18 protein-coding genes are annotated in these 21,502 nt (G+C 63.9%); 17 read left to right on the plus strand and 1 reads right to left on the minus strand.

Going from position 1 to position 21,502, the window contains the following annotated elements:
- The first annotated feature begins 94 nt into the window (after positions 1-94).
- The 3 genes from QE438_RS17760 (at position 95) to maiA (ending at position 2,659) form a co-directional block, all read left to right on the plus strand.
- A complete protein-coding gene (locus QE438_RS17760) occupies positions 95-832 on the plus strand; it encodes a 2OG-Fe dioxygenase family protein (protein ID WP_306993724.1) in 738 nt (245 codons plus the stop codon).
- A gap of 66 nt (positions 833-898) precedes the next feature.
- Complete coding sequence (locus QE438_RS17765) at positions 899-1,882, plus strand: fumarylacetoacetate hydrolase family protein (RefSeq protein ID WP_307184058.1); 984 nt, start codon at positions 899-901, stop codon at positions 1,880-1,882.
- A 99-nt stretch (positions 1,883-1,981) separates the two neighbouring features.
- Positions 1,982-2,659: a maleylacetoacetate isomerase gene (maiA, locus tag QE438_RS17770; protein WP_306993722.1), complete on the plus strand. Its 678-nt coding sequence runs from the start codon at positions 1,982-1,984 to the stop codon at positions 2,657-2,659.
- A 192-nt stretch (positions 2,660-2,851) separates the two neighbouring features.
- Here maiA and QE438_RS17775 read toward each other — a convergent pair whose 3' ends face one another.
- The gene (locus QE438_RS17775; protein WP_130515239.1) at positions 2,852-3,988 is read right to left on the minus strand and encodes a PilT/PilU family type 4a pilus ATPase; all 1,137 of its coding nucleotides are present in this window, start codon (positions 3,986-3,988) and stop codon (positions 2,852-2,854) included.
- A gap of 199 nt (positions 3,989-4,187) precedes the next feature.
- Here QE438_RS17775 and QE438_RS17780 point away from each other — a divergent pair, with 199 nt between their 5' ends.
- The 14 genes from QE438_RS17780 to QE438_RS17845 all read left to right on the plus strand — a co-directional run bounded on the left by QE438_RS17780 (position 4,188) and on the right by QE438_RS17845 (position 21,462).
- Entirely contained in the window at positions 4,188-4,556 is a 369-nt protein-coding gene (locus tag QE438_RS17780; protein ID WP_309735808.1) for a DUF4398 domain-containing protein, read from the plus strand.
- Entirely contained in the window at positions 4,553-5,443 is an 891-nt protein-coding gene (locus QE438_RS17785) for a hypothetical protein (protein ID WP_306993717.1), read from the plus strand. Before QE438_RS17780 ends, QE438_RS17785 begins: the two co-directional genes overlap by 4 nt.
- A gap of 334 nt (positions 5,444-5,777) precedes the next feature.
- Positions 5,778-5,996: a YdcH family protein gene (locus QE438_RS17790; protein WP_130515246.1), complete on the plus strand. Its 219-nt coding sequence runs from the start codon at positions 5,778-5,780 to the stop codon at positions 5,994-5,996.
- 187 nt (positions 5,997-6,183) lie between these two features.
- Positions 6,184-7,554, plus strand: a complete 1,371-nt coding sequence (locus tag QE438_RS17795) for a pyridoxal-phosphate dependent enzyme (RefSeq protein WP_306993715.1) — start codon at positions 6,184-6,186, stop codon at positions 7,552-7,554.
- Between the two features lie 95 nt (positions 7,555-7,649).
- The gene (locus tag QE438_RS17800; RefSeq protein WP_306993713.1) at positions 7,650-8,837 is read left to right on the plus strand and encodes a cystathionine gamma-synthase; all 1,188 of its coding nucleotides are present in this window, start codon (positions 7,650-7,652) and stop codon (positions 8,835-8,837) included.
- The gene (locus QE438_RS17805) at positions 8,831-9,679 is read left to right on the plus strand and encodes an ABC transporter permease (RefSeq protein WP_307184056.1); all 849 of its coding nucleotides are present in this window, start codon (positions 8,831-8,833) and stop codon (positions 9,677-9,679) included. Before QE438_RS17800 ends, QE438_RS17805 begins: the two co-directional genes overlap by 7 nt.
- Positions 9,669-11,018 carry an ABC transporter ATP-binding protein gene (locus tag QE438_RS17810; protein WP_306993707.1) on the plus strand — a complete coding sequence of 450 codons (1,350 nt, stop codon included), beginning with the start codon at positions 9,669-9,671 and terminating at the stop codon, positions 11,016-11,018. The genes QE438_RS17805 and QE438_RS17810 overlap by 11 nt, the downstream gene beginning before the upstream one ends.
- On the plus strand, positions 11,015-15,826 hold the full coding sequence (locus tag QE438_RS17815; RefSeq protein ID WP_306993705.1) for a glycosyltransferase: 4,812 nt from the start codon (positions 11,015-11,017) through the stop codon (positions 15,824-15,826). Before QE438_RS17810 ends, QE438_RS17815 begins: the two co-directional genes overlap by 4 nt.
- Before the next feature lie 8 nt (positions 15,827-15,834).
- Positions 15,835-16,800, plus strand: a complete 966-nt coding sequence (locus tag QE438_RS17820; RefSeq protein ID WP_306993703.1) for a GDP-mannose 4,6-dehydratase — start codon at positions 15,835-15,837, stop codon at positions 16,798-16,800.
- A gap of 89 nt (positions 16,801-16,889) precedes the next feature.
- Positions 16,890-17,825 carry a dehydrogenase gene (locus tag QE438_RS17825; RefSeq protein WP_306993701.1) on the plus strand — a complete coding sequence of 312 codons (936 nt, stop codon included), beginning with the start codon at positions 16,890-16,892 and terminating at the stop codon, positions 17,823-17,825.
- Entirely contained in the window at positions 17,822-18,415 is a 594-nt protein-coding gene (locus QE438_RS17830) for a D-sedoheptulose 7-phosphate isomerase (RefSeq protein WP_306993699.1), read from the plus strand. The genes QE438_RS17825 and QE438_RS17830 overlap by 4 nt, the downstream gene beginning before the upstream one ends.
- Before the next feature lie 16 nt (positions 18,416-18,431).
- On the plus strand, positions 18,432-19,157 hold the full coding sequence (locus QE438_RS17835) for a nucleotidyltransferase family protein (RefSeq protein ID WP_306993697.1): 726 nt from the start codon (positions 18,432-18,434) through the stop codon (positions 19,155-19,157).
- Entirely contained in the window at positions 19,150-19,746 is a 597-nt protein-coding gene (locus QE438_RS17840) for an HAD family hydrolase (protein ID WP_306993695.1), read from the plus strand. Before QE438_RS17835 ends, QE438_RS17840 begins: the two co-directional genes overlap by 8 nt.
- 126 nt (positions 19,747-19,872) lie before the next feature.
- Positions 19,873-21,462 (plus strand): hypothetical protein, encoded by a 1,590-nt coding sequence (locus QE438_RS17845; RefSeq protein WP_306993693.1) that lies wholly within the window; start codon positions 19,873-19,875, stop codon positions 21,460-21,462.
- The last annotated feature ends 40 nt before the right edge of the window (positions 21,463-21,502 follow it).

Consider the following 21,502-nt stretch of genomic DNA (forward strand, 5'->3'; position numbering starts at 1 on the left):
CGCCAAGGGCAAGGGCGCGTCTGGGGCCGCGTGTAGAATTTCCGGCTGTTCCGCGGCCGCCATCGCCGCCGCTTCCCCGATACGGCGCCTGCTCATGCGTGTTTCCCCGAATCCTCCCCTGACCCCGGCCGCCGAGGTGCTCGAGCGCATGCGCGTGGACGGCTACGCCGTGCTCGACCGTGCGGCGGTGGGCAGCATCGCCGGCTGCGACGAGGCGGCGCTGGCCGCGCTCGCGCCGGGCTGGGACGATCTGGCGGTGGACACCTACCTGCGCGATGGTGGGCGCTACCGCCGTCGCCGCCACGCCTGCTTCGTGCAGGAGGGCGACGCGCTGACGCTGGCGCCGCATCGCGCGCACTGGCAGTCGGAGGACTACAACGCCCTGCACGGCGGCATGCACCGCTGGTTCGAGCCGGTCGAGGCGCGGACGCTGGCGCTGCCGGCGTGGTCGGGCCTGATCGACGGCTTCGGCCGGCTGTTCGCCCGGCTGCGCGGGCAGGCGCGCTGGTTCATCGAGGCGCACCAGTTCCGCATCGACACGACCGACGGCATCGGCCGGCCCACGCCCGAGGGCGCGCATCGCGACGGCGTGGACTTCGTGGTGGTGCTGCTGGTGGATCGGGTGGACATCAAGGGTGGCGAGACGCGGGTGTTCGAGGCCGAAGGCACCCACGGCCAGCGCTTCACCCTGGCCCAGCCATGGTCGGCGCTGCTGCTGGACGACGCGCGGGTGATCCACGAGTCCACCCCGATCCAGCCGGCCGGCGAGGCCGGGCACCGCGACACGCTGGTGCTGACCTACAGGGCCGGGGCGTTCCAGGGCGAGGACTGAGCGCGCCTGCCGGCGAACTGGTTACAATCGCAACAATTTCGCTGGGGCAGCCGTGGAGGGCGGGCAATGAAGCTGGGTTCGTTGAAGGAAGGCGGCCGCGACGGCACGCTGATCGTGGTCTCGCGCGACCTGTCGCGTGCGGTGCGCGCGGTCGGCATCGCGCCGACCCTGCAGCGCGCGCTGGAGGAGTGGGCCAGCCTCGCCCCGCGCCTGCAGGCCTTGGCGAAGGCGCTGGAGACGGACCAGGCCGACGGCGCGTTCGCGCTGGACATGGCGGCCCTGGCCGCGCCGCTGCCGCGGGCCTACGAGTTCCTCGATGGCAGTGCGTATCTGGCCCATGTCGAGCGCGTGCGCCAGGCGCGTGGCGCGCAGGTGCCGGAGAGCTTCTACACCGATCCGCTGATGTACCAGGCCACCAGCGCCGGCTTCCTGGGCCCGCGCGAGTCGATCCGCGTGACCAGCGAGGACTTCGGCATCGACCTGGAGGCCGAGGTGGTGGTGGTCACCGACGACGTGCCGATGGGCGTGGACGCGGCGCGTGCCGGCGAGCACATCCAGCTGGTCGGCTTGGTCAACGACGTGTCCCTGCGCAATCTGATCCCGGCCGAGCTGGCCAAGGGCTTCGGCTTCCTGCAGTCCAAGCCGCGCTCGGCGCTCTCGCCGGTGCTGGTCACCCCGGACGAGCTGGGCGAAGCCTGGGCCGGGCACAAGCTGCACCTGGCCATGCGCACCCAGCTCAACGGCGCCTGGTTCGGCGAGCCGGAGGCCGGGGCGGACATGCAGTTCGACTTCGCCCAGCTGATCGCGCACGCCGCGCGGACCCGGCCGCTGGTGGCCGGTACCCTGGTCGGCTCGGGCACCATCGCCAACCACGACACCGGCAAGGGCGCGTCCTGCCTGGCCGAACAGCGCGTGGTGGAGACCCTGCGCGACGGACAGGCCAGCACGCCGTTCCTGGCGTTCGGCGACACGGTGCGCATCGAGATGCTCGGACGCGACGGCGCCTCGGTGTTCGGCGCGATCGAGCAGCGCGTCGAACGCCAGGCCTAGGGCAGGCATCAGGCGGGCGCACGGCGCCCGCGTGCGCGACAATCGCCGGTTCCGGCCGCCATGGGGGAGGCCGGTGCGACATTCCTCGAGGTTCTGCGCGTGTCCGACCGTCTGCGGCTGTATTCCTACTGGCGTTCCAGCGCCGCTTACCGGGTCCGCATCGGACTGAACCTCAAGGGCCTGCCCTACGACCTGGAGCCGGTGCACCTGGTGCGCGACGGCGGGCAGCAGCACCAGCCCGACTACGCGCGGCTCAACCCGCAGCACCTGGTGCCCACGCTGATGCATGGCAAGCGGGTGCTGCGCCAGTCGCTGGCGATCCTGGAGTATCTGGACGAGAGCTGGCCGGAGCGGCCGCTGATGCCGTCCAGCGCCCGCGACCGCGCCCGCGTGCGCGCGCTGGCGCAGCTGGTGGCCTGCGACATCCACCCGCTGGGCAATCTGCGCGTGCTGCGCTTCTTCGACGAGGAATGGCGCGTGCCGCCGGTCGAGCGCGAGGCCTGGGTGCGGCACTGGGTGGGCGAGGGGCTGCAGGCGATGGAGACCCTGCTGGCCAATGACCTGGTCACCGGCACCTATTGCCATGGCGAGGCGCCGGGCCTGGCCGATTGCTGCCTGATTCCGCAGCTGTACAACGCGCGGCGCTTCGAGGTGGACCTGTCGCCCTATCCGACCATCGCCCGGATCGAGCAGGCCTGCCTGGCGCTGCCGGCCTTCATCCACGCCAGCCCCGAGCGCCAGCCCGACGCGCCCGGGCCGGCGCCGCTGGACGCCTGAGAGGTCTCTCCTCCTGTGGGAGTCGCCATGGCTCCCCTGTAGAGCGGAGCTTGCTCCGCTGGGGCCTTCCCCACGAACCGAACGAAGAGCAGCGGAGCCCCAAAGAGGGGATTGCCACAAGCTCCGCTCTACAGGCAGGTCGCTGCGGGATTTGAAAAGACAGGTGCTCCCACGAGCATGCAGTGGCGCGCCTCAGCCGAAGCCGTGCGTGATCGTCGAGGGGGCGCTGCTGTCGTACAGATCGGCGTAAGGGTCGTGCTCGCCCGAGGCGCCCTCGGACAGGCGGAACTTCAGCGCCAGGCCATCGCGCGAATCGGCCGCGCGCAGCGCCTCCTCCTGGCTGATCCTGCCTTCCTTGGCCATGCGGAACAGGCACTGGTCGAAGGACTCCATGCCGTCCTCCAGCGATTCCTCCATGGCCTGCTTGATCTCGTGGATCTGGCCGCGGCGCAGCAGGTCGCGGATCACCGGGGTGTTGATCAGGACCTCGGCGGCCGGCAGCCGGCGCCCGTCCACGCCCTTGACCAGGCGCTGGGACACCACGGCGCGCAGGTTCAGCGCCAGGTTCATCAGCACGTTCTTGTGCGCGGTCTCGGGGAAGAAGTTGAGGATGCGCTCGATGGTCTGGTCGGCGTTGTTGGAGTGCAGCGTGGCCAGGCACAGGTGGCCGGTCTCGGCGAAGGCGATGGCCGCCTCCATGGTGGTCGCATCCAGGATCTCGCCGATCAGGATCACGTCCGGCGCCTCGCGCATGGCGTTCTTCAGCGCGTTGTGGAAGGCGTGGGTGTCCAGGCCGACCTCACGCTGGTTGACGATGGACTGCTTGTGCTTGTGCAGGTACTCGATCGGGTCCTCGATGGTGAGAATGTGCCCGGTGGTGCTGGAGTTGCGGTAGTCGATCATCGAGGCCAGCGAGGTCGACTTGCCCGAGCCGGTCGAGCCGACCAGCAGCACCAGCCCACGCGGGGTCATGATGATGTCCTTGAGCACCTCCGGCAGCTGCAGCTCCTCGATCGAGGGGATCTTGCTGCGGATGGCGCGGATGACCATGCCCACCTCGCCGCGCTGCTTGAATACATTGACGCGGAAGCGCCCGGCCTCGGCCAGGGCCACGGCCATGTTGAGCTCCAGGTCGCGCTCGAATTGCGGCACCTGGCCCTCGTCCATCAGCGAATAGGCGATTTTCTTGACCATACCCGGCGGCAGGCCGGTGTTGCCAAGGGGGTAGAGCCTGCCTTCGATCTTGATGTAGACGGGCGCGCCGGTGGTCAGGAACATGTCCGACGCGTTCTTTTCCGTCATCAGCTTGAGGAAATAGCCGATGTCCATTGATGAGTCCCCGCTGGCTTGGCGCCTGCACGTCCATTGCAAGTGCGCTATGTGCTTGACGACAATGGCCGCGGATTCCCCCTAGAACGCCGCGGCCATCAAGATGATTCGTAGCTTCGCACAATTCTCCAGACGGCTGTGCGTCACCGGTTTGGCCTTCCTCGCACTCAGTGCCGCCGCGCAGGCGCAGGAAGCGGGCGTGGCCGAACTCGCCGCGGCCCAGGCCGCCGTGCAGCGCGCCAGCGACGCCGACGCCGACCAGTACGCCCCGGACCTGATCCAGGCCGCGCGCGACAAGGTCAGCCAGGCCCAGGCATTGGGCGAGAGCCGCAGCGGCCGCAAGCAGATCCCGCTGCTGGCCCTGCAGGCACAGGCCGATGCCGACCTGGCCCGTGCGCGCAGCGCGCAGGCCACCGCCCAGGCCCGCCTGGCCCAGGAGCAGTCCGAGATCGATCGGCTGCAGAAGGTCCTGGCCGCCCCGCCGCCGGCGCCACCTGCCCCGACGCCGCTGCCGCCCCAGGACACGCTGCCCACGCTTCCCCCCGCCGCCCCGGGAGGCACGCCATGAACCGTTCCCTGTCCCGCGGCCTGCTGCTCGCCCTGGCGCTGGGCCTGGCGCTGCCTGCGCTGGCCGCCGACGACGAGGTCGTGGCCCAGCTCAACGCCCGCCTGAACGCGCTGGACGCCAATCCCGACCTGCGCGAGCAGGGCGCCTACGAGCGCCTGCAGGCCGTCCAGGCCATCGCCCGCTATGCCGATTCCAAGCGCAGCGAGCGCGATGCCCTGCTGTACGTCGCCCAGCGCCGGGTCGAGATCGCCGAAGTGGCCGCCCAGAACGGCGCCATCGGCCGCCAGATCGACACCCTGGACCGCACCCGCAACGACCTGCTGCTGGAAGCCAGCCGCCGCGAGACCGCGCGTGCGCGCCAGGAGGCCGAGCGCCTGCGGGTGCAGCAGCAGATCCAGGCCGAGGAAGCCGAGCGCCTGCGTCAGCAGGCCGAGGCCGAGGCGGCCGCGCAGGCCGAACAGGTGCAGGAGGTGATCTCCACCGCCACCTCCACCCAGCAGGCCAAGCTCAACGCTGCCCGGCAGAAGGACGCCGCGCTGGCCCGCCAGGAGGCCGAACTGGTCTCCGGCGCCAAGCTGCCCAAGTCCAGCTTCGGCGCCGACGGGGCCGAGACCTTCGTGCTGACGCCGGCCATGTTCCAGGACGGCAAGGCCACGCTGACCGCGGCCGGCAAGTCCGCGGTGCAGGCGCTTGCGGCCTACATGGACGCCACCAAGGGCACCAAGCTGCGGGTGGTGGGCTACGGCGACAAACAGTTGGGTGCCGGCCGCTCGGCGGCCCTGCGGACCGCGCTGATTTCCGCCGGCGTGGCCAAGGCCCGGGTCACCGACGGCGGCGGCAAGGGCGCCAGCAAGACGCAGGCGGCCGCGGCCATCGTGGCACCGTGATTTTCATTAAGAATCAGTCATTTATCTGAATCTGCGGCGCCCGTCCCGGTTGCCGGGCGGGCCGTCTTCGCCAAGCCAACCTGGACCTGTCTGTGTCCGCCGAACGGTGCTTGTCGCCCCCGAAGGGCAGGAGTAGGGTCGTATCCCCAGGGGGTCGCTGAAGACCTCCTGGATTGACGGAGACGCCGCGCCGATGAAGCCGATGCCCGACCCAATCCAGACCGCTGTGCACGCCCCGTCCGGGCGTTGGTTCATCGATCCGTGCTTCCCCCACGCCACGCCCTGCGCCGTTCACCGGCCGGGGCGTTCGTATTTCCGCTGAAGGAGAATGCCCATGTTTGAAGAGCAGCCGCAGTCCGAAATCGAGGCCTTGATCAAGACCGATCCCGAGTTCAAGCAGCTCTACGAGCGCCACCGCAAACTCAACAAGAAGGTGATGGATGCCGAGCTGGGCGTCCTGCCCATCGACGACGCCACCCTGGGCCAGATGAAGCGCGAGAAGCTCCTGGCCAAGCAGCGCCTGCAGCGCAAGTACGAATCCACCCCACACTGATCTGGTTCACAGTCGCGGGTGCCGGTGACTTCCTCGTCGGACGCCGGCACCCGCGCAATTCGTAGTCCTGCGGCGGCCCTGGTGGCCGCTGCTTTCGCATCCGCCCTTGGGCGCGGGTGGAACTGAACGGCTCGTTGCGGTGGCGATGCCATAATCGCCTGCCCCTCATCACGAGCGTCCCGCCCGCATGGCGATCCATTCCTCGGTCCTCGAACTGATCGGCCGCACCCCCATCGTCAAGGCCCAGCACCTGGACACCGGTGTGTGCGAGCTGTACCTGAAGCTTGAGAGCGCCAACCCCGGCGGCTCGATCAAGGACCGCATCGGCCTGTCGATGATCGGCGCCGCCGAGGCGCGTGGCGAGCTCAAGCCCGGCGCGACCCTGGTGGAAGGCACGGCCGGCAATACCGGCCTGGGACTGGCGCTGGTGGCCCAGCAGAAGGGCTACCGCCTGATCCTGGTGGTGCCGGACAAGATGAGCCGGGAGAAGATCTTCAACCTCAAGGCCATGGGCGCCGAGGTGGTGCTGACCCGCTCGGACGTGGCCAAGGGCCATCCGGAGTACTACCACGACCTGGCCGCGCGCATCGCCAGCCAGACCCCGGGCGCCTACTTCATCAACCAGTTCGGCAACCCGGACAACCCGGCCGCGCACGAATTCGGCACCGGCCCGGAAATCCTGGAGCAGATGGACGGCCGGCTGGATGCGATCGTGTTCGGCTGCGGCAGCTCGGGCACGATGACCGGCCTGTCGCGCGCCTTCGCCAAGGCCTCGCCGGACACCGAGCTGGTGCTGGCCGACCCGGTCGGCTCGATCCTGACCCAGTACATCAACGAGGGCACGCTGAGCGAGAAGTCCGGCAGCTGGCTGGTGGAAGGCATCGGCGAGGACTTCCTGCCCGGCATCTCCGATTTCAGCCGGGTCAAGAAGGCCTATGCGATCGCGGACAAGGAGAGCTTCCTGACCGCGCGCGAGCTGCTGGCCAAGGAAGGGATCCTGGGCGGCTCCTCGACAGGCACGCTGCTGGCCGCCGCGCTGCGCTACTGCCGCGAACAGACCAAGCCCAAGCGGGTGCTGGTGTTCGTCTGCGACACCGGCAACAAGTACCTGTCCAAGATGTACAACGACTACTGGATGCTGGACAACGGCTTCATCGAGCGCCCCCAGCACGGCGACCTGCGCGACCTGATCCTGCGCCCGTACAGCCAGAAGGACACGGTGGTGGTCGCTCCGACCGACCTGTTGACCACCGCCTACCAGCGCATGAAGCTCTACGACGTCTCGCAGCTGCCGGTGATGGAGGGCGAGAAACTGGTCGGCATCATCGACGAGTCCGACGTGCTGCTGCATGTGTACGGCGACGAGGCGCGCTTCGGCGACCAGGTCGCCACCGCGATGGTCAGCAAGCTGGAGCGGCTGGACGTGGCCTCGCCGATCGAAGCGCTGCTGCCGGTGTTCGATCGCGGGCAGGTGGCCATCGTGATGCAGGGCGAGCAGTTCCTGGGGTTGATCACGCGCATCGACCTGCTCAACTATCTGCGCCGGCGCGTGCAGTGAACCGCGCCGCATTCAGCTTGTCGTTCATGAATCCGTCGCGCCTGGGTGCGTGACGGCACTGCTAGAATTCCCCTCGATCTCTGAAGAACCCCCCCATGTCCGACCATACCCGCGGGAGCCAGGACGGCGACAGCAGCCTGGCTTTGGCGACGCTCGCCATCCACGGCGGGCAGGCGCCCGACCCCAGCACCGGGGCGGTGATGCCGCCCATCTACGCCACGTCCACCTACGCGCAGCCGAGCCCGGGCCAGCACAGCGGCTTCGAATACAGCCGCACGCAGAACCCGACCCGCTTCGCCTATGAGCGCTGCATTGCGGCGCTGGAAGGCGGCAGCCGCGGCTTCGCCTTCGCCTCGGGCATGGCCGCCACCGCGACCGTGCTGGAGCTGCTGGACAGCGGCGACCATGTCATCGCCATGGACGACCTGTACGGCGGCAGCTACCGCCTGTTCGAGCGCGTGCGCAAGCGCAGCGCCGGGCTGGATTTCAGCTTCGTCGACCTGACCGACCCGGCGGCGTTCGAAGCAGCGATCACGTCGAAGACCAAGCTGGTGTGGATCGAGACGCCCACCAACCCGATGCTCAAGATCGTGGACATCGCCGCGATCGCGCAGATCGCCCGCGCGCGCGGGCTGAAGGTGGTAGTCGACAACACCTTCGCCTCGCCGATGCTGCAGCGTCCGCTCAGCCTGGGTGCGCACCTGGTGGTGCACTCGGCCACCAAGTACCTCAACGGCCACTCGGACATGGTCGGCGGCGTGGCCGTGGTCGGCGACGACGCCGAGCTGGCCGAGCAGCTGGCCTTCCTGCAGAACTCCGCCGGCGCGGTGCAGGGCCCGTTCGACAGCTTCCTGGCCCTGCGCGGCCTGAAGACGCTGCACCTGCGCATGAAGGCCCACTGCGACAACGCCCTGGCCCTGGCACAGTGGCTGCAGACCCAGGACGCCGTGGCGCAGGTGATCTACCCCGGCCTGACCATGCACCCCCAACACGCGCTGGCGGCCAGGCAGATGTCCGGCTTCGGCGGCATCATCTCCTTCGAACTCAAGGGTGGCGCGGCCGCAGCCAAGTCCTTCTGCGAGCACACCCGGCTGTTCACCCTGGCCGAATCCCTCGGCGGCGTCGAAAGCCTGGTCAACGTCCCCGCCCTGATGACCCACGCCTCCATCCCCGCCGAGCGCCGCGCGCGCCTGGGCATCACCGATGGGTTGGTGCGGTTGAGTGTGGGGGTGGAGGAGGTTGGGGATTTACGGGGTGACCTGGAGCGTGCCCTGGGATGCTGACCCAACCCCAACTCCGCGCGTCGTCCAGCCGACGCAATCTTGGCCTGCTAGCGCCATACGTTTCGCTGTTGCAAAACGCTAGGCTGATCTTTGAGCTCACTCGTCGTGATGTGTCGGGGCGTTATCGCGGCTCGGTCGGGGGCAGCCTGTGGGCGTTCTTCACTCCGCTACTGATGCTGGCGATTTACTCGTTCGTCTTCGGCTACATCTTTAAATCGCGCTGGACCGCGGCCGAGACCGCGAACGTAAGTTTTACCATCGTGCTTTTCATTGGCCTGATATTTGCTAACTTCTTGTCAGAATGCCTCAACCGCGGTTCTTCTTTAGTGGTGTCCAATCCGAACTACGTGAAGAAGGTGGTTTTCCCGTTGGATGTACTGCCTTGGGTCGCGGTCGCCAGCGCGCTATTCCATGCGCTGATCAGCTTGGTGGTGTTGGCGTTGGCGCTACTGCTGACGCGCACTCCAGTAGCACCCACCTGCCTGCTTCTGCCGGCGCTCTTTGTGCTCTTTGTTCCAATGGTGGCGGGTATCACCTGGTTTCTCGCCGCGCTCGGTGTTTTCTTCCGCGACCTGCAGCAGGTTATGGTGGTAGTAGCCACGGCGTTAGTTTTCCTGGCGCCAATTTTCTATCCGCGCAGCATGCTGCCGGAGCAGTATCGCTGGCTGTTGTCTCTGAATCCATTGACCTTCGTGGTGGAGTCGGGGCGCGAAGTAATACTGTGGGGGAACCTGCCAAGCTGGCAGTCTGCGCTTGGGTACGCTGTGGCCTCCTTGGTAGTGGCGTGGCTGGGCTGGTGCGTGTTCCAGCTAACGCGTCGAGGGTTTGCCGATGTCATCTGATATGGCGATCCTTGTCGAAAACGTCGCCAAATGCTACGAAGTCTACAGCCGGCCGTCAGATCGTCTTAAACAAATGGCTGCCACGGCGTTTGCGCGCGTGACTGGGGCGGAGCGGCGGCGCTTCCATGCAGAATTTTGGGCATTGCGCGATATATCTTTGGAGGTTGCGCGAGGTGAGTGTGTCGCCTTGATAGGGCGTAATGGGTCAGGTAAGTCGACTCTGCTGCAGGTGATCACTGGCACTGTGGCACCAACTGCTGGCCAAATTACGGTAAACGGACGCGTGGCCGCCTTGCTTGAATTGGGGTCCGGATTCAATCCGGAATTTACGGGCCTGGAGAATGTTTACCTCAATGCCTCTCTGCTAGGCATGGAGCGCGAAGAAGTCGAGGGAAAGCTCGACGACATTCTGGCGTTTGCCGACATCGGCGAGTTCGTCAACCAGCCGGTGCGCACCTATTCCAGCGGTATGGTGGTTCGCCTCGCTTTTGCAGTGCAGGCGCAGATCGATCCGGAGATCCTCATCGTAGACGAGGCCTTAGCTGTGGGTGATGCGCGCTTTCAGGCCAAGTGCTTTGCCCGGCTCAAGGCGCTGCGCGAAGCTGGGACCTCGATCCTGCTGGTCACTCATTCTACGGAGCAGGTAGTAACTCACTGTGACCGCGCGGTTTTGCTGGAGGCGGGGCGTAAGCTGGCTGACGGTGCGCCGCGTTTGATTGTCAATAAGTATCTGGACCTCTTGTACGGGCGCGCTCCGGTTGACGAGCCTGTTGTGGCCGTAAACGACACCAAGCATGTGGCGCACCATGCGATGCCGATACAGGTCGAGCTCTGCGATCCGGATTTTGCGCTTCGCAAGGAGCCGCGTTTCGACTCCCGCCCGCTTTACAACCCATACGAACATCGCTGGGGCGATCGGCGAGCTGAGTTGCTCGACTTTATGTTGTTCATTGGCGAGCAGGTTTATCCCCAGGTTATTCGTTCCGGCCAAGTGCTGACTTGCTACGTCCGCTACCGATTCAAGGAGTCAATCATTGGGCCGATCTTCGGAATTACCTTGAAAACTAAGGAAGGTGTCACTGTCTATGGAACAAACACCGAACTGGCGCGCCTGGAGAGGCCGCTTGCCAGCGAGCCAAGTGAGGGCGTTGTGCGGGTAACGCTACCGTTGAATTGCGCTGCCGGCGACTATTTTCTATCTCTTGGCATCGCCAGCCGGGTCACCAGCGGCGAGGTGGTGCCGCATGACCGGCGTTACGATGCTATCCACCTGTGTGTGGAAGCGGACCGGCCATTCTTTGGGGTCACTGACCTCGGCGCAGAGATCAGGATCGTATGACCATTGACGACAACGGTTGGATGCAACAATACGAGTTGCACCTCGACACGCATTGCTGGTTGCCACGCGGAGAGGCACAAAACTGGGATTACAGCGATGGCGACGCAGTGGAGCGGCGTTTGCTGCAATTGCTGCAGGCTTGTGGTGATCGCTCGGTTCTCTCTTCCGAGTTGGCGGGAAAGATCAGCGACTGGCCGACACGCTATTATTTTAGTGCCAAGCGTGCCAACCTGTTGCGACCGATGGTCGATCTGTTGCGCGGACGAGTTCTGGAGATCGGTGCCGGTTGCGGCGCGATAACTCGCTATCTGGGGGAGACGGCAGCGGAGGTGGTCGCGCTAGAGCCTTCGCATCGACGCGCCCAGGTTGCCGCGGCGCGTTGTAGCGGTCTAGATAATGTGAAGGTTGTGGTCGAGCAACTGGAGCGTTTTCACGCGACAGGCGAGCGCTTTGATGCCGTCACCCTAATTGGGGTCCTTGAGTATGCTCATCGATTTTGCGAGCGCCCCGACGCGGCAGCGCACTGGCTGCGCCTGGCTCGCGACTTGCTGCGGCCAGGCGGTGTGCTGCTGGTGGCGATCGAGAACAAGCTGGGGCTGAAATACTTTGCCGGCGCTCCGGAGGACCATCTGGGAAGGCCGATGATCGGCGTCTCGGATCTGTACACCGAACACGGGCCGCGCACTTATGGCTGCGTGGAACTTAAGCGCTTGCTGGCCACAGCCGGTTTTCCCAGCGTTGGCGTGGCGCTGCCATTTCCGGACTACAAACTACCCACTGCAGTTCTGCTCAGCAAGGAAGAGGATGCCATGCCGGGTTTCACCGGCGGTGGCGCGTCATTGGCAGCAATGACGATGGCTCAGGATGAAAGTCTACAGGGCGCGCCACTGTTCGCGCTGGACCGTGCTTGGTGGGTGCTTGCCGAGAACGGCCTGATCGCGGACATGTCCAACTCGTTCCTGATGGTAGCGCATGCCGATCCGACCGATGCGCCGTTCGGTGCGGAGAATGGGGACGTTTCTGCCTACTACTATTCGGTGAATCGCTACCCGCAGTTTTGCAAGCAGGCAGTATTTTGCGCTGGCGCAACGCCGTTGGTACGGCGACGCCGGCTGTTATGCGATGCCGCGCCACCGTGGGCCGGTAGCTACCGCTGGCAGCCGGAGGATGAGAAGTTCGTACCCGGGCCGACTTGGAGCATGCTCCTCTACCGGCAACTGGCGGTGGATGGTTGGCGGCTCCAGGACGTGCAGCCGTGGATAGCGGCCTGGGCGGGGGTGGTGTGCGCACATGCTGGGATTGACCCCGAGCAATTCGCCGCTGCGTCGGAGCCGGCCGAGCTACGCATTCCTGGTGGGGAAATCGATATCGTGCCGCACAATCTGGTGCAGGCCGTCGATGGCAGTCTTGTCTACATCGACCGGGAGTGGCGGAAGGCCGAGCCTCTGTCGCTGGGATTCCTGCTCTTTCGCGGCCTGTTCGAGGCCTTGTCCTCTTGCCCGCCGGTTGCGCGTCCGTTCGACTCGACGCAGTTGCAATACCGCGTGTTTATCTCCGAGCTGCTTGCACTTCTGCATCCAGCTTTGATTCTGGATGAGGCGCGGATAGACGCCTATCTGGCCCAGGAATTCGATTTTCAGCAGGCGGTAGTGCCTAATGCTGTCCCAGTGGATGCGCTGGCATTCGCTGCGGCGCGTCTCTCAGTTTCTCCGTTCGCTGCGGTGGAGGGAGGGGGCGGCGCAGCGATGTTGCAGGCCTTGTCCGTGCAAGCAGATTACCGGCACCTTCAAGTCGTGCATGAGCGGCTGGAGGAGGAGCACGAGCGGGTCGGTGCGTGGGCGCAGTCACTTGCACTTGAGTTGCAGCAGGAGCGCGAAGCGCGCGCTCAGACGCGCGCGCAGCTCGAGGGTTTACTGCAGCTGGAGCAGCAGCTGGCGCAGGAAAGGGAGGCGCATTCGCATGCTCGTGCAGAGCTCGAGGGCCTGAAGTCGCTGGAGCAAGAATTAGCAAAGGAGAAAGCGGCGCGCGCTCAGCTCGAGGTTTTGCTGCCGATGGAGCAGGAGCTAGTGCAGGAGCGCGAAGCCCATGCACAGGCGCGCGCGCAGCTTGAGCAACTTGTGCCAATGGCCGATCAACTAGCGCGCAGCCAGGCCGAATGCCTTCATGACCTTGGCGTTGAGCGTGAATGCAGGGCCCTGCTTCAGCGACAAAACCAAGATCTGCTGCAACGGCTGTCCGAATTGGAGGTGCAACTGCAGCAAGCCTCGCAGCAAGGGCTGGAGCAGCAGGCGCTGTTGCGCGAGCGCGACAATCGGCTTGCCGAACTCGATGCGGTCATCGCTGGACTACAAGGGGAACTAACTGACAAGACTGAGGCGGCGCAGCGCATCGCGCTGGAGTCGGCGCGGCACCGTCTGATGTTGGAAACGGAGGTGCACGCGCAGGCTTCGTTACTTGTTTCACGTGAAGGCGAACTGGCTGGATTGCGTAGCGCAATGACTGGTGACCGCGAGCATAACCAGCGCGAATTGGCGCAGGCCACGCGGATGTTGGAGCAAATCGTTGGCTCGCAGTCGTGGCGCCTGACCCGGCCGATGCGCTTGGCCGGGCGCCTTGCGCGCGGCGACTGGGACGCAGTGATCGGCTCTCTGCGCCACTCTGCATTGGCGCGCAACCCGCTGCTAGGTAAGTTGCGGGTGCCGGTCAAAAATTGGTTGATGCGCAGATCTCGCGGGCAGATCCTACCTGTTGAGAATCTATCGCTATCCGAAGTGGAGGCCGACGCGGACTTGGTGATCGGTACGCTGTGCTTGCCCGAAACCGAGCGGCCGGTGGTCAGCGTGCTGGTTCCGACTTACGGCAACTTCATGTACAGCCTTGCCTGCGTGCGCTCAGTGGCCGCTGCGGGGGCGAAGGTGCCGTTCGAGGTGATTGTCGCCGAGGATGCTTCCGGCGACCCAGACATCGATCGCTTGGCGGAGATTCCAGGACTGCGCTATTACCGCAACCCGCATAACTTGGGCTTCCTGATGTCGTGCAATCACGCCTTAACCCAAGCGCGCGGCGACTATGTGGTCTTTCTAAACAACGATACCGAGGTGCGTGAGGGTTGGCTCGATGCTTTGCTGGATGTGTTCCGCAGTCGTGCCGACGCTGGTCTTGTTGGCGCGAAATTAATCTATCCGGATGGACGCCAGCAGGAGGCTGGCGGCATCGTCTGGGCCGACGCCAGCGCGTGGAACTTCGGTCGCTTGCAGGATCCTCAGGCGGCGATCTACAACTACGTACACGAGGCGGACTACATCTCAGGCGCGGCAATCATGGCTCCGCGCGTGTTGTTGGAGGAACTGGGCGGCTTCGACCCGCTATATCTGCCAGCCTATTGCGAGGATACCGATTTAGCATTCCGCGTACGAGCGCAGGGGCTGAAGGTCTACCTCCAGCCACGCGCGGTTGTGGTTCACCACGAGGGCATTTCCCACGGAACTGACACCAGCGTAGGGATCAAGGCTTACCAAGTGGCGAATCAGGTCAAGTTCCGCGAGCGCTGGAAGGACGTGCTGGAACGCGAGCACTTCTCTAACGCTGAGCTGCCTTTTCTGGCGCGCGACCGGTCGCAGCTGCGAAAGACTGTGCTAATCATCGACCACTACGTACCTCAGCCTGACCGCGACGCCGGCTCGCGGACGATGTGGCAGTTCATGTCGCTATTCCTGAAGCAGGACATGGCGGTGAAGTTCTGGCCGGAGAACTTGTGGTTCGACCCGGTCTACACCCCGCGGCTGCAGGAGGCCGGTGTAGAGGTGTACTACGGCCACGAGTACGGCGGCGGCTTCGAACAGTGGATTAGCGACAACGGTGCTTGCATTGACTATGTGCTGCTGAGCCGTCCGCACATCTCGGTGAACTTCATCGATGCGTTACGTCGGCATACCGACGCGCCGCTGATCTACTATGGGCATGACATCCACCACAAGCGCTTGGCCGCGCAGATCGCCATCGGCGACGGCGGCGAGGACTTGCGCGAGGAGATGGAGCGCATGCGTGCTATGGAGGAGCGGGTATGGCGGCAAGTCGACACAATTTACTACCCGTCGGTAACCGAGATCGCTGATGTGGTGACTTGGCTACAAGCGAACGCGTTGGCGAAGATCAAGGCCTTTACAATCCCGGTATACGCGTTTGATAGCTTCCCGGTCGATCCGGCCTCTAACTTGGCGGAGCGACGTAATCTGTTGTTCGTCGCTGGTTTCGGTCACGGGCCCAACGGCGACGCTGCGGTGTGGTTCGTTAACGAGGTGCTGCCTTTGATTCAGGCGCATGTGGCGGATGTGCACATCCATCTGGTGGGATCCAACCCGACCCCAGATGTGCGAGCACTAGCCGGTGCCGCAGTAAGTGTCACAGGCTTCGTGACGGACGATGAGCTGATGGGCTACTACGCGCGCAGCCGCGTGGTGGTTGCACCGCTGCGCTACGGAGGCGGCATGAAGGGGAAAGTGGCTGAAGCCATGCGTTTCGGCTTGCCCACCGTAACCTCGCCAGCCGGCGCGCAAGGACTGGATGATGCGAAAAGCTTTCTCGCCGTAGCCGAAAGTGCTGACGGATTCGCGCGCGAGGTGGTCCGCCTGTTGCGCGACGACGCCGAATGGCTACGTGCCTCTGGCGCGGCACAGGACTTCGCGCGTTCGCGTTTCTCCGAGGAGGCGCTGTGGCAAGTCATAGCCGAGGATGTGGACCCGCACCGCTATCCGGACGTACAGGCGCGTCGCACGCGGATTGAGCGCATAAAAAACAACAGGAAATGAGAAGGAATATGAAGATACTCGTCTTGGGGGCGACAGGCTTCGTCGGTAGCTACATGATGGAACGCGCCATCGCCGCTGGACACGATGTGCTCGGCACAAGTTGTAATCCAACAATCGATCCGAGCGATTGGACCTCGTTTCAGGATCGCGTGGTGCGTTGCGATATCCGCTACCGTGAACAAACAGACCAAGTGATCGCCGGCTTCAGGCCGGACGTGGTCTATCTGCTGTCGGCGCAAAGTTATCCGGCGTTGTCTTGGAAGGTTCCGATCGAAACCCTCCAAACCAACGTGGTTGGCACCGCGAACGTCTACGAGTCAATCCGGGCTGCAGATATCGATCCGGTAGTGGTAGTAGCATGCTCCAGTGCGCAGTACGGTGAGGTGCAGGCTGAGGCAATTCCTGTCAAGGAATCGCATCCGCTTCGGCCGTTGCATCCCTATGGGATCAGTAAAGTCGCCACGGAGATGCTCGCGCTGCAGTACTGGACAAATTTTCGTGTGCGTAGCGTCTGCGCGCGCATCTTCAATACCACCGGCGCACGCAAGAGCGGCGACGTTTGCGCTGATCTGACCCAGCGCGTAGCGCGTATTGAAGCAGGACAGATTGCGCCGGTACTCAAAGTCGGCAACCAAGACACCTGGCGCGCTATCACGGATGTGCGTGACTTGGCTAGCGCGCTTGAACTGCTGGCTGAGAAGGGCGAGATCGGTGGCGTGTACAACATCAGCGGCGCGAGGACTTACAGAATCGGGGAAATCGTTGAGCGCGTGGTCGCCGCAGCGAGTATGCCGATTTCGGTCGAGACAGATCCGGTGCTGTTGCGCCCGAGCGACGAGAAAGTGATTTTCGGTGATTCGGGCAAGCTGATCGCACACACAGGTTGGTCCCAGAGGGTCGATATCGGACAAACTCTTCAGGACATGCTGGTTTACTGGCGCAGCATGCTTAGCCGCACTGGGGTGGGGGTATGATCGTACGTTCGCGTGCCCCGCTGCGGCTAGGCTTGGCTGGTGGCGGAACCGATGTATCGCCGTTCTGCGACCAGCACGGCGGTTTTGTCATGAACGTGACCATCGATAAGTACGCCTACGCCACCGTAGACGCGTCGGCCTCGGGTCTAGTTGAGTTTTGCGCTCAGGACGCCGGTGTGCAGGAGGCGGCGGAGCCAGAGCATGTTCAGGCCAGTCCGGGGTCGTTGCAATTGATGAAGGGCGTGTACCTGCATTTGAGCGACACTTATCTTGGGGGCCGTCGTCCGCTGGTGCGCATGCGCACACATTCCGATGCGCCGCCTGGGTCGGGCTTGGGCTCATCCTCGACGATGGTCGTTGCCCTTGTCACGGCCTTTGCCGAGTACTTCTCGTTAGCACTAGGCGAATATGAGATCGCGCACCTAGCCTTCCATATCGAACGGGAGAAGCTCGGCCTGTCCGGCGGCAAACAGGACCAGTATGCCGCCGCATTCGGTGGCTTCAACTTCATGGAGTTTTATGCTGAGGACCGGGTGATCGTGAATCCGCTACGGATCAAAGACTGGATCTGGGCGGAACTGGAATCCAGCCTGGTGCTGTACTTCACTGGGGTTTCGCGCTCCTCGGCCAAGATCATCGACGAGCAGTCGCGCAACATACGCGAAGGGCGTTCGGACTCGCTTGATGCAATGCATCGGCTGAAGGTCGAGGCCACTCAGATGAAGGAAGCACTCTTGCGTGGTGATTTGAATCGTTTCGCTGAAGTTATGCAGTCCGGCTGGGTGGCGAAGAAGCAGAGCGCTTCCAGCATAAGCAACACGACGATCGATGAAGTCGAGCGGCTTGCGTTCGCCAACGGTGCTCGCGCCACCAAAGTCTCGGGCGCAGGAGGCGGTGGATTCATGATGTTCGTCTGCGATCCGGTGCACCGCTTCGGCCTGGTCAAAGCGCTGTCGTCTGCCGGCGGAACTGTTTACGACGCACACTTTACTGACCACGGGGCCAGATCATGGAAAATCGGATGAACGAGTTTATTGGGGCGGAATTCACCAAGAGTCTTCGCAATTTTCAACTAATGTCGTCGGATGCGGAGTTGCATGCTCAGATCGTGCAAGCCGTACAGCTGTGCGTTGATGCTTTACGCGCAGGTTGCAAAATCCTGTTTGCCGGTAACGGCGGTAGCGCCGCGGACGCCCAACACTGGGCGGGCGAACTGGTGTCGCGCTTCTACTTCGACCGCCCTGGCTTACCGGCGATTGCCCTGACCACGGACACCTCGATCCTTACGGCGATCGGCAACGACTACGGTTACGACTACACGTTTGCAAGGCAGATCGAAGCGTTAGGGAACAGAGGCGATGTATTCGTTGGCATCTCTACCTCGGGCCGTTCGAAGAACATCCTGCGCGCTTTAGATGCATGTGATGCCAAGGGCGTGCAGGTGATAGGCTTCACCGGCAAGAGTGGCGGTGACATGGCCAACCGCTGTCGGATCTGCTTTCGGGTGCCTTCCGATGAGACTCCGCGTATCCAGGAAGGTCACGAGTTCATTGGCCATTTGTTGTGCGCGCTGATCGAAAGCGAGATGTTCACTCCGGCGCAGTCCGCGCCGTGACGTACAGGAATGGCGCATGACGAAGGCGCGCATGCATTTGGTAGATGAGGCGATCGTCTTGGTAGGCGGCTTGGGCACGCGCCTACGCGCCGAGGTTCCGAATCTGCCCAAGCCGCTGGCACCGGTCGCGGGTCGGCCGTTTCTGGCTTATATCCTTGACAACCTCGCCCGCGGCGGGATCCGCCGGGTGGTACTCGCGACCGGCTATCTTGCCGAGCTGATAGAAGGCGCGGTCGGTGCTACTTGGCAGGGCATGGACATCGTCTACTCGCGTGAGCCATCGGCGCTGGGCACGGGCGGCGCGGTGGCGCTGGCGCGGCAGCAGTTGCGCGGCGATGCCGTGCATCTATGCAACGGCGATACCTTTCTGCATTACGCGCCTGCGCAGTTGCAGGCCTGCGCGCAGCGGCAGGGACTGGAGCTGGCAGTGGCCCTGGCCAGGGTTGAGGATGTGGGCCGCTACGGTGCCGTTGAGTTGGCCGGCGAGCGAGTGACTGCGTTCCGAGAAAAGGGCGGCAATGCGCCCGGGTACATCAATGCCGGAAGTTATTTTCTAGGGCGGAAGGTGCTTGAGGCGCTGCCCAGCGATCGAGCGTTCTCGTTCGAGATCGAGGTGTTGCAGCCGGCTGCGATGGCGCATGGGATCGCCGGTTGCACGCAGACCGCCGATTTCATTGATATCGGGGTGCCGGAGGACTATAGGCGTGCACAGGCGCTTTTCCGGGAGCCCAGGTGTGGATAAGCCCGGGCCGGGGCTGGTTCCTGGTGCTCGGCATCCGGATACAGGTGTTGTGCTCGGAAAGACGCTGCTGCTGGATCGGGACGGTGTCGTCAACGTCGATCTCGGATATGTGCATACACCTATGCAGACCCAGTGGGTTCCTGGCATCTTCGAATTGTGCGAGTTGGCACAAGCAAAGGGCTATGCGCTGGTGGTGGTGACCAACCAGGCCGGGATCGCACGCGGGAAATACGACGAGATGGAGTTCGTCGCGTACACGGGGTGGATGCACGCGCAGTTCGCTCAGCGCGGCTTGCAAATCGCCGCCACGTATTACTGCCCACACCATCCGCTCGCCGGACAAGGCCGTTACCGCGTTGCTTGCGCCTGTCGAAAGCCAGGGCCCGGAATGCTGATGGCAGCGGCGCGAGACTACGGGGTCGATTTGGCCGTTTCAACCCTGGTCGGCGACAAAGCGACGGACATGCTCGCGGGCCAGGCTGTCGGAGTCGGGCGTCTGCTGCTGATTGGAGACGATATCGGCGAGCAGGTGCCCCCGCCCAAGCACCTTGCACTGCCCGATCTGCAGGCCGCGATGCGTTGGCTCTAGGTCGCGCCGTCTGAACTTTAGACGGCAGCAGCCAGCGCCCTTGTCGGTGTCGGAACTCTGCTGATCTACAGTCTCAGCGTTGTCCGTGCGATTGGCTTTCGCTCTCCTTCACCGAACTCCCGGAACATGCAATCGAACCTTGACCTTTTCACTCGCCCTGTCGATGTGCCGCCGCTGCCGCGCGTCCTCCTGCAAGCAGTACTTACTGCGTTCGCTCTGTCGGCGCTGGTGTTCGCTGCGAACTGGCGCTACGGCTACAACATGGGAGACGAGGGCTGGGCTTGGCACCTGTCGCAGTTGGTTCTGGATGGAACATTGCCGGTACGCGACCATTTCAGCTACGATCCGGGGCGCTATCTTTGGGTAGCCGCTTGGTTTAAAGCGGCCGGTGCTGACGGCATCTTCTGGTGGCGGGCGGCCGGCGCGGCGTTTGGTGCCCTAGGGCTAGCCTGCGCATGTGGATCCATGCATTGGGCTCGGCTGCCACTAGCGGCGAGAATCCTTTTCACCCTATTGCTAGCGATGGCGCTGGCCTATCCGCGGCACAAAGTCTACGAGCAATCCTGGTCGCTCATCGCGACTGCAGCGCTGTTCGTCGCCCTGCTGCGCGCGGGGACAAAGAGCTGGTTCTGTCTTGGGCTTGTTACGGGGGTGGCGGCTATTTTGGGGCGCAACTCGGGACTTTACTGCTGCCTCGCTGCGTTCGCGGGCCTTGCGCTGCACGCGCAGCGCTACGGATTAAGGAGCTCTCGACGGGGCGGCCTTGCGTTCTGCGCCGGGGTGCTCGCAGGCTATTTTCCGATGTTGCTGTGGTTCGTTCGCGACCGCGTCTTCGCCAATGCGATGATCGCCTCGGTGCGCTTCACCTCGGACTGGCAGATACCGTTGCCGATCCCCTTTCCCTGGCGTGTGCGGCAGATGTTGGGGTCTGTGGCGGATGTGCAGACAGTCGCTACTTCATGGTTGTCGCTAGCGACGTTCTTGGTGTACACATTCGGGCTCGTCGAGTTGCTATGCCAGCGACGCCGCTACATAACCTCTGAGCCAGCGCTGCTGTTGCGTGCAGCAGCGCTGTTTGTCGGCATTCCGTACTTGCATCAAGGCTTCTATCGGGCCGATTTTGGCCACATCGCGCAAGGCATCCTGCCGGCATTTATTTACTTAGCCACATGGTTGCGCGGAGGCAGACATTCACGGCTGGCCTGGGGTGCTGCGGCTATATGGACGCTTATGTGTATCTGCGCGTGGCTTCCCAACGTGCCGTGCGTGAACGCTTGGAATGCCAATCGGCATGTGCCCGGCAGTATGGTTAAGCAAGAGCTAGGGGGGGCGCGACTGGTAGTCGACGTCAACCAAGCACGACTGATAGATCAGTTTGCCCAGGCCATGCACGAATGCGCGGTCGGTCATGAACAAGCGCTGGCGATGCCCTATTACCCTGGCATGCTGCCGCTGGTCCGGCGGGCCTCACCGTTGTGGGACCTTTACTTCCTGTACCCACGCGACATGCTATTTCAGCGTCAGCAGATCGCGCGTCTGCAGGCAGCCAGAGTGAAGGTGATCCTCGTGCACACGGAGGCGGCTATCGATCAGCGTTCAGACCTCCGGATCGGCAGCACCAATCCACTGTTGCTCGAATTTATCCAGGAGCGTTTCAAGTTGCGGAGTATCTTGGCCGACGGGGGGCGACTCTATGTCAGGGACTGCCCGCCGTAGGGCCAGGATGCCAAGTCAAGCTGGCTCAGCAGCGGCTTGC

Source organism: Pseudoxanthomonas sp. SORGH_AS_0997 (assembly GCF_031453535.1).
Lineage (GTDB): Bacteria > Pseudomonadota > Gammaproteobacteria > Xanthomonadales > Xanthomonadaceae > Pseudoxanthomonas_A > Pseudoxanthomonas_A winnipegensis.